Below are 13,773 nucleotides of genomic sequence, written 5' to 3' on the forward strand. Positions count from 1 at the left end.
TATTTGTCAACATTTTTCATTATACCACAAAATGGAAAAGGCGGTGCAAGAAATCTGTAATTTAGAGGAATTCTTCTTTAGGTAAGAGCCCCTGCCTGCAAACTATACATCTTGTGATAGGTTCCTCCCAGGGCCAAGAGTTCCTCATGGGTTCCACTCTCAATGATGCGTCCCTTGTCCAAAACATAAATGCAGTTGGCGTCTTGGATGGTCGAAAGGCGATGAGCAATAGCAATGGTCGTCCGTCCTTTTCTCATTTTAGCCAGAGAATCCTGAACCAAACTTTCTGTCTCCGAGTCAATATTGGCTGTCGCTTCATCCAAAATCAAGATTTTAGGCTGACTGGCGACTGTTCTGGCAAAGGCAAGAAGCTGGCGCTGACCAGTAGAAAAGCTCGAACCACGCTCGGAAACATGGGCATCATAACCCAGCGGAAGGTCCTGAATAAAGGAATCTGCATCGACAAAGGCAGCTGCAGCCTGAACCCCTTCATCACTAAGTTCTTGATACATGGCAATATTGGACTTGATAGTCCCGTGATAGAGGAAGGGATCCTGTAAGACCAGACCGATGTTCTTTCTCAGCTCTTCCTGACTGTAGTTCCTGATATCCACACCATCCAAGAGAACGCGGCCTGACTGAAATTCATAAAAGCGCATGAGGACATTGATAATCGAAGATTTCCCCGAACCTGTATGCCCTACAAATGCAATGGTTTCACCCTTCTTAACTGAAAAGGAAATATCATCCAGAATCTGGTGTTTACCATCATATGAGAAACACACATATTCAAAACGAATATTACCTTCTGTAATCTTTGCTTGACTATCCTTTTGAAGGGGTTCATAGGTCCTCTCATCAATCAAGGCAAAGACACGACCTGCAGACACCATGGATGTTTGAAGGGTTGAAAAGTTTTGCGTCACCTCAATCAGGGGATCAAAAAGACGGTTGATGTACTGGATAAAGGCATACATGGTTCCGGCTGTTATCCCGATAGAAAGACCACGGTAACCAAAGTAAGCCATCAAAACTGTGTAGCCTAGGAGTTTTAGCAAACTCATGGCAGGTCTCAAAAAGAGGGCATCCAAGGCTACAGAACGGTTGGCATAGACCAAGTGTTCTTGGTTGATTTCATCAAATTCTGCCTGCAGGCGCTTCTCTTGATTAAAGGCCTGGATAATCCTGATTCCCTCAATGTTTTCTGCCAGCTTACTATTGATATCCGACAAGAGACTTCTGGTTTTTTCGATGATTTTCACTGATTTTTTCCGATAGAGATTGACCAAAAGGAAAATCAAGGGGAGAAAGAGCAAGACTAAAGCTGTCAAACGAAAATCCAGCACCAACATGGTATACAGAGTCGTCAGAAAGATGAAAACTGCTGAAATAAAGCTGGATAAAATCCCTGAAAACATATCACTGATGGTCTCGGTATCATTGGTTAAACGAGAGACGATGGAACCTGCTGGCGTCTTGTCAAAATAAGACATGCCAAGTTTCTCCATATTGGCAAAGGCATCGCGACGAATATCTCTGACAATACTGTAGGACACCCGCGCAAAGAGAAGATTTCCGACATACTGGACCAGAGTTTGTAGGATATAGAGGCCATAGTAGGCCAGCAAAACGGTCACGGCCAGTTGATTAAGATTGCTGAGGTACTGGTCGATAAAGTGGGAAGCCACAAGGGGAATGACACTTTTAATGACTGTAGTCGCGAGGAGAAAACTGAGTGCCAAAAAGGTCAGGAGGCCATAGGGCTTGAGATAGGACATCAAGCGCTTCAATACAGCCCATTGTTCTTGCTTATTCTGCATCTTCTTCTCCTTTCATTTCCAACTGCTGAGACTGGTAGGTTTGGGCATACCAGCCATCTAGGGCTAGCAAGTCATCGTGTGTCCCCCGTTCGATAATTTGACCATTCTGTAGAACCAAGATTAGATCTGCATGGACAACTGCACTGAGACGATGGGCTGTAATAATAGTTGTCTTATCCTTACGCGTTTCCTTGAGATTGTCGATAATCGCATACTCCGTCTTGGCATCCACGGCTGACAAGGAATCATCTAAAATCAAAATATCAGGGTCTAAAATCATAGCCCGACTCATAGCCAGACGTTGCTTTTGTCCACCAGAAAGACTGACTCCTTTTTCACCGATAACTGTATCAAATCCCTGAGGCATGTCTACAATATCTTGGTAAACTTGAGCTAGCTTAGTCGCTTCCTCAACTGCTGAAAGGGGCAAGTTAGGATTGCCGAAGCGGATATTGTCTAAGATAGAGGTCGCAAAGAGAAACTGATCCTGAGGGACATAGCCCATGAGACTGCGAAGATCTATCAGACGATAGTCCCGAATATCGTGACCGTTTAGATAAATGGCTCCCTTATCCACATCGTATTCACGCAAGAGGAGCTTAATCAAGGATGTTTTTCCAGAGCCTGTCTGCCCAACCAAACCCAGGGTTTGTCCTTTTTCCAAACTAAAGTGAATATCCGTCAGTGTTTCCTCATTTTCAAAGGCAAAGCTGTCAATGGCGTACTCCAAGCGTCCATTTTCAATACCATCTAATGGAAACTCTGGGTCTTTTACTGGAGATTCCTGAGACAAAAGATTCTCAATCCGCTGGTAAGAAACCTTTCCTCGCTGAGTAATATTAAAGAGGAAACCAATAGCCATAAGAGGCCAAACCAGCATATCCAAGTAGCTGATAAAGGTGACTAGATTCCCAACGGTGATTTGCCCTTTCTGAACCATCAAGGAACCAATCAAAAGCGTTAAAACATAGGATGAACCAACAAACAAGAGAACCATAGGGTCAAAGAGACTATCGTATTTCATTGTTTGGAGGTTCTTTTGAAAGGTCAATTCATTGACTGCCTGAAAAGACTTCAACTCGTCTGCCTGATAACCAAAAGACTTGGTTACTTTAATACCTGATACGGACTCCTGTACCTTGTTATTGAGTTCAGAAAAAGCAGCTTGGGATTCACCAAAGGCCTTATGAGTCTTTCTCCCAAGACGACTGGTCGCATAAGCCATGAAAGGCAGGGGAAGAATGGCAACCAAGGTCATTTGCCATGAGATACTAAAAAGCATGGTTAGCAAGGTCACCAGCGCCGTGATAGAGGCATCCACCGCAGACATGACTCCTCCACCTGCGAGACGAGTCAAGGCATTGATATCATTGGTTGCGTGTGCCATCAGGTCTCCCGTCCGATAGGTCTGATAAAAGGCTGGCGACATCTTAGTAAAATGCTCAAACAAGCGAGACCGCATGATCTGTCCGAGACGGTAGGAAGTCCCAAGGATATACATACGCCAAACATAGCGCAGATAGTACATCCCAAAGGCTGCCAGCAGTAGATAAAATAGATTAAGAAGGAGGTCCTGCTGGGTTAATTGTCCCCCAGTGATGGCGTCAATCACCCGTCCCATGACCATGGGGGGAATGAGATTGAGGACGGAAACCAAGACCAAGGCCACAATCCCGACTAGATAACGGCGCTTTTCTAACTTGAAAAACCACCAAAGTTTTTGAATAATGGACATAAAATCCCTTTCTGATTGCAAATGGAAACCTGAGGCCAAGACTCAATGAAAATCAAAGAGCAAACTAGGAAACTAGCCGCAGGCTGCTCAAAGCACTTCTTTGAGGTTGTAGATAGAACTGACGAAGTCAGTAACCTACATACGGCAAGGCGACGTTGACGCAGTTTGAATTTGATTTTTGAAGAGTACAAGACCCAGGTTTTTCTTATTCATAAGTTACGACTGAGACGACACCCTTGTCATACTCAGCGATAAAGATATTGGCCACATTGTCATACCCTTGTTTACTGAGGTTATCAAGCAGCCATTCTTCGCTCCGACCAATGGTCTCCAAAATTTCGACTTGGATAACACCGTCTGTGACAACAGGATACTTGGGATTCTCATCTCCCATTTGGACTACGATGAGTTGACCGTTCTGCTCCTGCATAGCTCGTTTGACTTGTTTCATTTGGAAAATTCCCTGACTACGGAGCTTAAGAGCTACGTCCGCTGCTGATAAACCAACCGAACGGCAGGCTTCTGGATCAATCTTCCCATTTTTGATGAGCAGGGTTGGTTTCCCGTCAATCAAACGTTTTACAAAATGAACATTATTATTAAGCCATTTGAGAGTTAAGACCAGAATGGTCCACATAATCAGGATAACTGCATACTGAAGAATACTGATGGCGCTATTGTAAATCACCCCACCGATGATACCCCCTAGCACATAGTTCTGGATTTGGTCTATTGCTGAGTTAGGCGCTAGGTTGCCCTTTCCTGTCACATTGATTACAAAAACCAGAGAAAAGAGACCCAAGGCTAGTTTGATTAAAATTTCGATATAATTAAGTGTCATTTGTTCACCTCCACCAGTTCAATTGCATCTGTTTTATACAATTCCACTTTCTCTAATAGGTACTTGTCTGGCTCACTGCCGTTCAGGGCACGATAATAACGATCTCCTACCTTAAGAAGTGCTCCATCTGTGTTTGTGGAAGTATTAACATAGACTTCTGACTTGTCTACTCCCAAATCTTTGGAAACAACCTCGATGAAATGAAGTGAAGTTTGAAATTTATTGTTAGAAACTTGATTGTTTTGATAAGTCGTGATGCTGACCAAAAGGAGGGCTAATAAGGTCAGAGCTGAAATCATAACCAACTCACGAAATTTGGTCCCCTTTTTATCATGGTATGCCTTAAAAGCAAAAAAACCTGTCACAGCTAATAGAACAATCCCAAAGCCAACCATGATACCATTTTGCTGACCGATTTGGCTGAGTACATAGTCATAAGAGTAGAATTTCATCTATTTTCACTCTCCTTCATAAAATCATTCTTAATTATAAATGAAAGAGGGTGATTTTTCAAACCATACGTTGGGGAAATAGACCTTTTTTTGGTATAATAAAATCTATAATCTGAATGAAAAAGGTAACTTTATGAAACTCATCTCATGGAATATTGATTCCCTCAATGCTGCCCTAACGAGCGACTCAGCTCGTGCCAAATTGTCCCAAGAAGTCCTACAAACCTTGGTCGCTGAAAATGCTGATATCATCGCTATCCAAGAAACCAAGCTTTCTGCAAAGGGCCCTACTAAGAAACACTTGGAAATTTTAGAAGAACTCTTTCCATGCTATGAAAATACTTGGCGTTCCTCTCAAGAACCTGCTCGCAAAGGCTACGCTGGAACCATGTTCCTCTATAAGAAAGAACTTACGCCTACTATCAGCTTCCCAGAAATCGGTGCTCCTTCTACCATGGACTTGGAAGGCCGTATCATCACCTTGGAGTTTGATACATTTTTCGTGACCCAAGTATACACTCCAAATGCTGGTGATGGTTTGAAACGCTTGGAAGAGCGTCAAGTCTGGGACGTCAAATATGTTGAGTATCTAGCTGAGTTAGACAAAGAAAAACCAGTCCTTGCGACGGGTGACTACAACGTAGCCCACAAGGAAATCGACCTTGCAAACCCTGCCAGCAACCGCCGTTCACCTGGTTTTACAGACGAGGAGCGTGCTGGATTTACCAACCTCTTGGCAACTGGGTTTACTGACACCTTCCGTCACATTCACGGCGATATCCCAGAACGTTACACTTGGTGGGCGCAACGCAGCAAGACTTCTAAAATCAACAATACAGGCTGGAGAATCGACTACTGGCTCACTAGCAGCCGCGTGGCTGACAAGGTGACCAAGTCTGACATGATTGACTCAGGTGCGCGTCAAGACCATACGCCCATTGTCATGGAGATTGAGCTCTAAGGAGAAAGCTAATGGACTATCAAGCTGTCATTCCTGAATTTGTAGTATCTGACCTCGAAAAGTCACGCCACTTCTACTGCGACTTGCTGGGATTTTCTGTCGAATACGAGCGTCCAGAGGAGAAATTTCTCTTCCTCTCGCTTGAAGACTGCCAACTTATGCTAGAAGAAGGCAGCACAGAAGAATTAGCCCAACTAACCTATCCTTTCGGGCGCGGTGTCAATATTTCCTTTGGCATTGAAGATGTCCCTCAGCTCCACCAAAAACTGCTGGAAGCTGACTATCCTATCCATCGTCCTTTGACTAAGAGAACATTTCGTGTTGGAGATCATTATATCTATCCTCATGAATTTGCAGTCTTGGATCCAGATGGCTATTTTTTAAGATTTAGCGAATAGAAAAATAGAGACTGGAAAAATCTTTCAAATCAGAAAAAGGCATATTATCAGGTCTTGAAAAATCCTGATAATGTGCCTTTTATGATGGAATAATCTTCTAAATGTTAGCTTACAATTGAGATTTTGCTCTTTTTTCTTCAATTTGTTCGTTTTTTATATCTAAACATTAACAAAATATTTGATTTATAAAGTTAATTAGTGTAAAATAAAAACATTGGCGTCAGCCTATTTAAAATTGAATATCATTTTACTTGTTTATGTCGTGAATTGGCACGACGTTTCTACAAGGTGCCGGAACACCTAACAATGAGTAAGTCTGCTGAAGGTATGGGTTGGGCCATACCTGTTTGGAGGGCTTGCTTATCTGTTAAGTAGGCCCTTTTTCTATTTCTTGCCAGAATCTCTAAACAAGCAAATGAAGCATCTTTTAGACTTTAGGAGGTCTTATGAAATTATTAGAAGAGCGCATCCTCGAGGATGGGCATATCTTGGGTGACAATATCCTCAAGGTAGATTCCTTTTTAACCCACCAAGTTGACTATCGTTTGATGCGGGAGATTGGTAAAGTTTTTGCGGAAAAATTCGCAACTGCTGGCATTACCAAGGTCGTAACCATTGAAGCTTCAGGGATCGCCCCAGCTGTTTTTACAGCAGAAGCCTTAGATGTTCCCATGATTTTCGCAAAGAAAGCTAAAAACATCACTATGAACGAAGGCATCTTAACTGCCCAAGTCTACTCCTTTACCAAGCAGGTGACAAGCACTGTTTCCATCGCTGGAAAATTCCTCTCACCAGAGGACAAGGTCTTGATTATCGATGATTTCCTAGCAAATGGCCAAGCTGCCAAAGGCTTGATCCAAATTATTGAACAGGCCGGAGCAAAAGTTGAAGCGATTGGTATTGTGATTGAAAAATCTTTCCAAGATGGTCGTGATTTGCTTGAAAAAGCAGGATATCCCGTCCTATCACTGGCCCGTTTGGATCGTTTTGAAAATGGTCAGGTCGTATTTAAGGAGGCAGATCTCTAATGCAAAAACAAGAAAAACACTCACAAGCAGCCGTTCTTGGCTTACAGCACTTACTAGCCATGTACTCAGGATCCATCCTGGTTCCCATCATGATTGCGACAGCTCTGGGCTATTCAGCTGAGCAATTGACCTACCTGATTTCTACCGATATCTTCATGTGTGGGGTGGCGACCTTCCTCCAACTCCAACTCAACAAATACTTTGGGATTGGACTACCAGTCGTTCTCGGAGTTGCCTTCCAATCCGTCGCTCCTTTGATTATGATTGGTCAAAGTCACGGTAGCGGTGCTATGTTTGGTGCCCTTATCGTTTCTGGGATTTATGTAGTTCTGATTTCAGGCATTTTCTCAAAAGTAGCCAATCTCTTCCCATCTATCGTAACAGGATCTGTTATTACCACGATTGGATTGACCCTGATTCCAGTCGCTATCGGAAATATGGGAAATAATGTTCCAGAGCCAACTGGTCAAAGTCTCTTGCTTGCAGCCATCACTGTTCTGATCATCCTCTTTATCAACATCCTTACCAAAGGATTTATCAAGTCTATCTCCATTTTGATTGGTCTGGTTGTTGGAACTGCCATTGCTGCTACCATGGGCTTGGTTGATTTCTCCCCTGTTGCGGCAGCACCGCTTGTCCATGTCCCAACTCCTCTCTACTTTGGGATGCCAACCTTTGAAATCTCATCTATTGTCATGATGTGTATCATCGCAACGGTGTCTATGGTTGAGTCGACTGGTGTTTACCTAGCCTTGTCTGATATAACGAAAGACCCAATCGACAGCACGCGCCTTCGCAACGGTTACCGTGCAGAAGGTCTGGCCGTACTTCTCGGAGGAATCTTTAACACCTTCCCTTACACAGGATTTTCACAAAACGTTGGCTTGGTCAAATTGTCAGGTATCAAGACCCGTCTGCCAATCTACTACGCTGCTGGTTTCCTAGTCCTCCTTGGACTCCTTCCTAAGTTTGGAGCCCTCGCCCAAATCATTCCGAGCCCTGTTCTTGGAGGGGCCATGCTGGTGATGTTTGGTTTTGTTTCCCTTCAAGGGATGCAAATCCTCGCTCGCGTTGACTTTGCTAACAATGAACACAACTTCCTTATCGCTGCTGTTTCAATCGCTGCTGGTGTAGGTCTAAATAACAGTAATCTCTTCGTCAGCATGCCGACAGCCTTCCAAATGTTCTTCTCAAACGGCATCGTCGTAGCTAGCCTACTGGCCATTGTACTCAATGCAGTATTAAACCGGAAAAAGAAATAAGAAAAAGAGGCTCACACCTCTTTTTTGTTTCTCTATATCCTTACCTGTCTTTCTTCAGACCGCTGACCTGTGACAAACATGGTAAAGGTTGCTTTGCAGACATTTCTGCCCTCTTGATTGGTAATATCGACATCCACGACACAGGTTGTGCGACCTTGATGGACACATTCTCCTTTAATGGTCAGCACATCGTCGAGTTTTCCTGCCTTGAGGTAGTTGATAGAGGACTGGAGCGTCACTCCATCAAGTCCCAGCGAAATAACCACCAAACCACTGATCTGGTCACAAAGGGTGAAGAGATAGCCACCATGGGCATTGCCATAGTAGTTGAGCGACGAGTCCACTACTTTGGTCGTCACCTCAACGTGACCAGCTCTCATTTGTTCAATTTCGTAATTTTCAAAGGCAGATATAGCGTCAAAATGAAAATCTTTCATCGTTTCCTCCTGATATTTCAAACGACCCTATGATACTACTTTTTATAGGACTGTGCAAGGAGAAAGCTCCTAGTCGGGTAAAATTCCGACCTGTTCTACAAAGCGCATAAAGGCCGCCTGTCCTTGTTTCGTCTGCTTGTAAACCCCCGCGTCCTCCAGAACACGTGCAAAGATGTCACCCACAGAGTCCTTGACGATTTCAAGGGCTTTTTCTTTATCTGCTAGGTCCAGATGTTGGGCTTTGAGCTGGTCTGCCCATTCCTGATGATAGTCTGCAACTGCTTCACCATCTCCTACAAGATAGCTGGCAACTTGCTCCACTTCTGCTTTCAAACGAGGTGGCAAGATAGCCAAGCCCATGACCTCAATCAAGCCGATATTTTCCTTCTTGATATGTTGGACATCCTTGTGGGGATGATAGATGCCATCAGGATGCTCTGCTGAAGTTTGATTGTCCCGTAAAACCAAGTCCAACTCAAACTGTCCATCGCGTTTACGCGCAATGGGTGTGATGGTGTGATGCGGTGTCCCATCTGTTTCTGCTAAAATCTGCACTTCAGGATCTGAATACTGACGCCATTCCTGTAAAATCTTATCAGCCAAGTTGATCAAATCCTCTTTAGAATCCGAGTTCAAACGTAGCACTGACATGGGCCACTTGACAATCCCAGCCTTGACCTGCTCAAAACCAGCAAATCGGAAAGCCTTTTGCAAGGAAGCCAATTCCATAGGAAATACGTGTCGTCCTCCCTGATAGTGGTCATGGATTAGAATAGAACCACCGACGATTGGTAGGTCCGCATTAGACCCTGCAAAATAGCCTGGAAACTGCTCTACGATAGCCAACAAACGCTCAAAGCTCTGCCGACTAATCGCCATGGGACGATGCTGGCCGTCTAAGAAAATACAGTGCTCATTAAAATAAGCATAGGGCGAATACTGGAAGCCCCACTCCTGACCCGCCATTTCAAAACGGATAATGCGGTGATTGCTGCGAGCTGGATGGTTAATTCGACCATGATAGCCTTCGTTCTCTAGACAAAGCTGACACTGGGGATAATGGCTAGCTTGCGCCAACTTGGCTGCTGCAATCTCCTTTGGATCCTTTTCAGGCTTAGAGAGGTTGATGGTAATCTCAAGTTCTCCGTAGTCAGATGGAACACGATAAGCAATATTTTTTGCAATGGCCTTGAGTTTGATGTAGTCATTTTTCTGGCTAAGTTGGTAGAAGTCCGCAATTGCCTGTTCGGGAGATTGGGCATAGGTTGCCCAGAAGTCACGATTGACCTGACTTGGACAAGGCGTTACCAAGTCCATCAGTTCAGCACCAAGGATTTCACGCGCAGTCTGACTATCTTCAATCGTCTCTAATCGAACCGCTTCCTCAACCAACTGGTCTTTGAGGTCAATCACTTTATCCAGATCCGTCCCAATTTCCAAAACACCTTCGCCCACTCGTGCCAAAATACGATTGGTCAGGTAGATTCGATCCATTTCCTCAAATGAACTTTCAGCAATAACGTGTGTTACAAATTTATCTACTAAGGTCACTATAGAGCCTCCTTTTGACTAGTCAAGGACGCGAGTGCCACCTGCAACTTCAGCAATATAGAAGCTTGGAGCATATCCAACTACTTCCTCGTAGTGTTTGCCTACAGCTTCTTTAAATGCCTCAACAGTATCTTTTTGCACCAAGGCAATGGCACATCCGCCAAAACCTGCCCCTGTCATACGAGCCCCCAGAACACCTTCTTGAGCCCAAGCTGTGTGGACAAGGGTATCCAATTCCAAACCAGTCACTTCATAGTCATGTTCAAGAGAAACGTGAGAAGCATTCATCAAGCGACCAAATGTTTCCAAATCACCTGCTTGAAGAGCTGCTTGTGCTTTAAGGGTACGTTGATTTTCAAGAACAGCATGGCGAGCACGTTTTAAGCGATTTTCGTCTTTGATCAGGTAGCTATATTGGTCAAAGGCCCACTCGTCCAATTCACCCAAGGTCTGAATATCCAAGGCAGCTTGCAATTCTTCTACTGCTTTTTCACACTCAGCACGACGTTCATTGTATTTAGAGTCTGCCAGTTCACGGCGTTTGTTGGTGTTCATGATGACAACAACATTGACCTTCAAATCAAGCGGTACCAAGTCGTATTCTAAAGTATTAGTATCGAGGTAAATAGCTCGTTGGTCAGCACCCATACCGATGGCAAACTGGTCCATGATACCAGAGTTGACTCCGATAAAGTTATTTTCCGTTTGTTTTCCGATTTTTACCAAATCCAAACGGTCTAGTTTTAAATCAAAGAGGTGCTCTGCCACGACCCCCGTCAAAAGTTCCAAAGACGCTGATGAAGACAAGCCAGAACCATTTGGGATATTCCCATAAACATAAAAATCAAACCCTTTGTCAATCACATGCCCAGCTTCTTGCAAGAAATGAAGAACCCCTTTTGGATAGTTAGTCCAGCTGTGTTCTTTTTCAAATTTGAGGTCAGCAAGAGGCACTTCGATGATTCCCTTGTCCTCAAAGTTTGCTGAGTAGAAACGCAAAACTTGGTCGTCACGCTTGCGAGCAGCACCGTATGTCCCCAAAGAAATAGCCGCCGGAAAAACGTGCCCACCATTGTAGTCTGTGTGTTCACCAATCAGATTGATGCGACCTGGTGAAAAGAAAGTTTGGTCTGCTTCTTGACCAAAAACGGCAAGAAAGTCTTTGCGAAGGGCTTCAGTAGTAAGATCTTGTGTCATATGAATTCTCCTTTGATTGTTCGTTAAGTCACCTCAACGTGTAATCGTTTTCTTCCATTGTATCCAAGGCTTTTGCCAAGGTCAATCCTTTTTACTAAAATTTTACTAAACTATCAGTAAAAAGCAGAAAAATATGATATACTAACCTAAAAGGAGGAGGATTTATGGCTACCTTAAAAGACATCGCACAGCTAGCCTCTGTCTCTATCGCGACCGTATCTCGTGTCCTCAATCGCGACCAGGGTCTATCTGTTACAGAAGAAACCAGACACCGTATTTTAACTGTCGCTGAAGAGCTGGGCTATACTAAGCATCTCAAGACAGGCGAGTCCCACAAACCCAAGCAAAAGATTGCCATTATCCAATGGGTCAGCGAACAAGGGGAGTTGGACGACCTCTACTACTACCAGATTCGTCTCGGTATTGAAAAAAGAGCCCAAGAGTTGGACTATGACATCTTGCGCTATTTTAATGACCATCCTTTTACTCTGAGCGAGGAAGTGATTGGCATTCTCTGCATCGGAAAGTTCAGCCGAGCTCAGATTGCTGCCTTTGAAGAATACCAAAAACCTTTAGTCTTTATAGACAGCGATACCCTCTCATTAGGTCATACCTGTATTATCACTGACTTTTACACTGCTGTGAAACAAGTTGTAGATCACTTCCTCAGCCAAGGGCTTGATCGTATCGGGATTCTCACCGGCCTTGAAGAAACAACCGACCAGGAAGAAATCATCCAGGATAAGCGGCTAGAAAATTTCAAAGACATTACCCAAGCAAAGGGAATCTACCATGAAGAACTGGTCTTTCAAGGTAGCTTTACCGCCCAGTCTGGCTATGATTTGATGAAGGAGGCTATTCAGAGCTTGGGAGACCAACTCCCACCAGCATTTTTTGCAGCCAGCGATAGTTTAGCCATCGGCGCCCTCCGTGCCCTCCAAGAAGCTGGAATCAGCCTGCCAGACCGCGTCAGCCTCATTTCCTTTAACGACACCAGCCTGACCAAGCAAGTTTATCCTCCCCTCTCCAGTATCACGGTCTATACTGAGGAAATGGGCCGAGCAGGCATGGATATTCTTAACAAGGAAGTCCTCCACGGTCGCAAAATACCTAGCCTAACCATGCTGGGCACCAGACTGACTTTGAGAGAAAGTACGAGGAATGAATAGGATAACAAAACGACCTCTAACGAGATCGTTTTTCTAATGATGCCCATGCCTCTACTCTAACTCTCTCACCTTCCGCCTATGTTGCGCATGATTGCTTTGACTGCTGTCCACTTCAATAGTAATATTCTGCACGCCTCTTTCTTCTAAACATTGACGCACCACTTCTTTGGTCTCCATCATCTGCTCCCAGTCCTTGATACAAATGTGAACAATAGCATTGTTCTCTAGACCGTCCATGGACCAAATACTAAGTTGATTGACACTGTTGACATTGGGTAGAGCTTCTAAATCCTTCTCCAAATCACTTGTCTCGATCCCTTCTGGCACAGCATCTAGGAAAATTTTCAGTGCGCTCCAAAAGCGAGGAATGGCTTTCCAGAGAATAAAGCAAGAAATCAAGAGCGATAAAAGCGGATCAAGAAAGTACCAGTCAGTGACATACAAAACACAAGCAACCAGAATGACCGCTAGCCAACCCAGAATATCTTCTAGAAAATGTAAGGTCAGGATAGCTTCGTTCTTGGTCTGACCCTTACGAACGACCAGACTAGCCAAGAGATTGATAAGAATCGCAAGAATCCCCAAGTACAGCATCCCTTGGTAGTTGACTGGTTGCGGGGATAGGAGGCGAGGAATATTCTCCAAGAGCACCATGACAGATCCTGTCAAAAGGATCAAGGCCGTTAGCATGGCTCCTAGCAGGCTGAAACGTTTGTAACCCAAGGTGTACTGTCTATCTTCTTCACGGTTTGAAATTGTTTCTAAAAGGGCTGAGATACCAATGGCTATAGCATCTCCCAAGTCATGAACAGAATCAGCAAGAACTGCACTTGAACCAAAGATTCCTCCTGCGACAAACTCAACAATCGCATAGCTTAAATTTAAGAAAAAAGCTAACCAGATAGATGTTTTAGAACTCATT

General features: G+C 44.1%; 13 protein-coding genes and 1 riboswitch. Of the genes, 5 read left to right on the forward strand and 8 right to left on the reverse strand.

Annotated elements, in window-relative coordinates; translation table 11 throughout:
* Positions 1-77: 77 nt before the first annotated feature.
* The 4 genes from ATE37_RS04670 to ATE37_RS04685 all read right to left on the reverse strand — a co-directional run bounded on the left by ATE37_RS04670 (position 78) and on the right by ATE37_RS04685 (position 4,848).
* Positions 78-1,820, reverse strand: a complete 1,743-nt coding sequence (locus tag ATE37_RS04670) for an ABC transporter ATP-binding protein (RefSeq protein WP_084868088.1) — start codon at positions 1,818-1,820, stop codon at positions 78-80.
* On the reverse strand, positions 1,810-3,555 hold the full coding sequence (locus ATE37_RS04675; protein WP_084868090.1) for an ABC transporter ATP-binding protein: 1,746 nt from the start codon (positions 3,553-3,555) through the stop codon (positions 1,810-1,812). The genes ATE37_RS04670 and ATE37_RS04675 overlap by 11 nt, the downstream gene beginning before the upstream one ends.
* 205 nt (positions 3,556-3,760) lie before the next feature.
* The gene (locus tag ATE37_RS04680; protein ID WP_000174434.1) at positions 3,761-4,396 is read right to left on the reverse strand and encodes a DUF421 domain-containing protein; all 636 of its coding nucleotides are present in this window, start codon (positions 4,394-4,396) and stop codon (positions 3,761-3,763) included.
* Entirely contained in the window at positions 4,393-4,848 is a 456-nt protein-coding gene (locus ATE37_RS04685; protein ID WP_025172783.1) for a DUF3290 family protein, read from the reverse strand. The genes ATE37_RS04680 and ATE37_RS04685 overlap by 4 nt, the downstream gene beginning before the upstream one ends.
* A gap of 133 nt (positions 4,849-4,981) precedes the next feature.
* Between ATE37_RS04685 and ATE37_RS04690 the strand changes: the two genes are divergently transcribed.
* The 4 genes from ATE37_RS04690 to ATE37_RS04705 all read left to right on the forward strand — a co-directional run bounded on the left by ATE37_RS04690 (position 4,982) and on the right by ATE37_RS04705 (position 8,497).
* Positions 4,982-5,809 (forward strand): exodeoxyribonuclease III, encoded by an 828-nt coding sequence (locus tag ATE37_RS04690; protein ID WP_084868091.1) that lies wholly within the window; start codon positions 4,982-4,984, stop codon positions 5,807-5,809.
* Positions 5,810-5,820: 11 nt separating this feature from the next.
* Entirely contained in the window at positions 5,821-6,207 is a 387-nt protein-coding gene (locus tag ATE37_RS04695) for a bleomycin resistance protein (protein WP_061452820.1), read from the forward strand.
* Positions 6,208-6,438: 231 nt separating this feature from the next.
* A riboswitch (purine riboswitch) is annotated at positions 6,439-6,534 on the forward strand.
* A 119-nt stretch (positions 6,535-6,653) separates the two neighbouring features.
* Entirely contained in the window at positions 6,654-7,235 is a 582-nt protein-coding gene (locus ATE37_RS04700) for a xanthine phosphoribosyltransferase (RefSeq protein ID WP_084868093.1), read from the forward strand.
* Positions 7,235-8,497, forward strand: a complete 1,263-nt coding sequence (locus ATE37_RS04705; protein WP_084868094.1) for a nucleobase:cation symporter-2 family protein — start codon at positions 7,235-7,237, stop codon at positions 8,495-8,497. Before ATE37_RS04700 ends, ATE37_RS04705 begins: the two co-directional genes overlap by 1 nt.
* Positions 8,498-8,529: 32 nt before the next feature.
* On the opposite strand, the gene ATE37_RS04710 is transcribed toward ATE37_RS04705, so the two are convergent.
* The 3 genes from ATE37_RS04710 to ATE37_RS04720 form a co-directional block, all read right to left on the reverse strand.
* Positions 8,530-8,934: a PaaI family thioesterase gene (locus ATE37_RS04710; RefSeq protein WP_084868096.1), complete on the reverse strand. Its 405-nt coding sequence runs from the start codon at positions 8,932-8,934 to the stop codon at positions 8,530-8,532.
* Positions 8,935-9,003: 69 nt separating this feature from the next.
* The gene (locus tag ATE37_RS04715; protein WP_084868098.1) at positions 9,004-10,485 is read right to left on the reverse strand and encodes a UDP-glucose--hexose-1-phosphate uridylyltransferase; all 1,482 of its coding nucleotides are present in this window, start codon (positions 10,483-10,485) and stop codon (positions 9,004-9,006) included.
* A gap of 18 nt (positions 10,486-10,503) precedes the next feature.
* A complete protein-coding gene (locus tag ATE37_RS04720; protein WP_084868100.1) occupies positions 10,504-11,682 on the reverse strand; it encodes a galactokinase in 1,179 nt (392 codons plus the stop codon).
* A 164-nt stretch (positions 11,683-11,846) separates the two neighbouring features.
* On the opposite strand from ATE37_RS04720, the gene galR reads away from it, so the two are divergent.
* A complete protein-coding gene (gene galR / locus ATE37_RS04725; RefSeq protein ID WP_084868102.1) occupies positions 11,847-12,851 on the forward strand; it encodes a DNA-binding transcriptional regulator GalR in 1,005 nt (334 codons plus the stop codon).
* 51 nt (positions 12,852-12,902) lie between these two features.
* On the opposite strand, the gene ATE37_RS04730 is transcribed toward galR, so the two are convergent.
* Positions 12,903-13,772, reverse strand: a complete 870-nt coding sequence (locus ATE37_RS04730; RefSeq protein WP_084868104.1) for a cation diffusion facilitator family transporter — start codon at positions 13,770-13,772, stop codon at positions 12,903-12,905.
* Position 13,773: the final 1 nt, after the last annotated feature.

The organism is Streptococcus oralis subsp. tigurinus, assembly GCF_002093575.1.
GTDB classification, from domain to species: Bacteria; Bacillota; Bacilli; order Lactobacillales; family Streptococcaceae; genus Streptococcus; species Streptococcus oralis_CH.

Bases quoted from the DNA above. Each gene is read 5' to 3' on its own strand.
- ATE37_RS04705 (WP_084868094.1), top strand. From the start codon at position 7,235: ATGCAAAAACAAGAAAAACACTCACAAGCAGCCGTTCTTGGCTTACAG.
- ATE37_RS04730 (WP_084868104.1), bottom strand. From the start codon at position 13,772: ATGAGTTCTAAAACATCTATCTGGTTAGCTTTTTTCTTAAATTTAAGC.
- ATE37_RS04670 (WP_084868088.1), bottom strand. From the start codon at position 1,820: ATGCAGAATAAGCAAGAACAATGGGCTGTATTGAAGCGCTTGATGTCC.
- ATE37_RS04720 (WP_084868100.1), bottom strand. From the start codon at position 11,682: ATGACACAAGATCTTACTACTGAAGCCCTTCGCAAAGACTTTCTTGCC.
- ATE37_RS04695 (WP_061452820.1), top strand. From the start codon at position 5,821: ATGGACTATCAAGCTGTCATTCCTGAATTTGTAGTATCTGACCTCGAA.
- ATE37_RS04675 (WP_084868090.1), bottom strand. From the start codon at position 3,555: ATGTCCATTATTCAAAAACTTTGGTGGTTTTTCAAGTTAGAAAAGCGC.
- ATE37_RS04710 (WP_084868096.1), bottom strand. From the start codon at position 8,934: ATGAAAGATTTTCATTTTGACGCTATATCTGCCTTTGAAAATTACGAA.
- ATE37_RS04685 (WP_025172783.1), bottom strand. From the start codon at position 4,848: ATGAAATTCTACTCTTATGACTATGTACTCAGCCAAATCGGTCAGCAA.
- ATE37_RS04700 (WP_084868093.1), top strand. From the start codon at position 6,654: ATGAAATTATTAGAAGAGCGCATCCTCGAGGATGGGCATATCTTGGGT.
- ATE37_RS04680 (WP_000174434.1), bottom strand. From the start codon at position 4,396: ATGACACTTAATTATATCGAAATTTTAATCAAACTAGCCTTGGGTCTC.
- ATE37_RS04690 (WP_084868091.1), top strand. From the start codon at position 4,982: ATGAAACTCATCTCATGGAATATTGATTCCCTCAATGCTGCCCTAACG.
- galR (WP_084868102.1), top strand. From the start codon at position 11,847: ATGGCTACCTTAAAAGACATCGCACAGCTAGCCTCTGTCTCTATCGCG.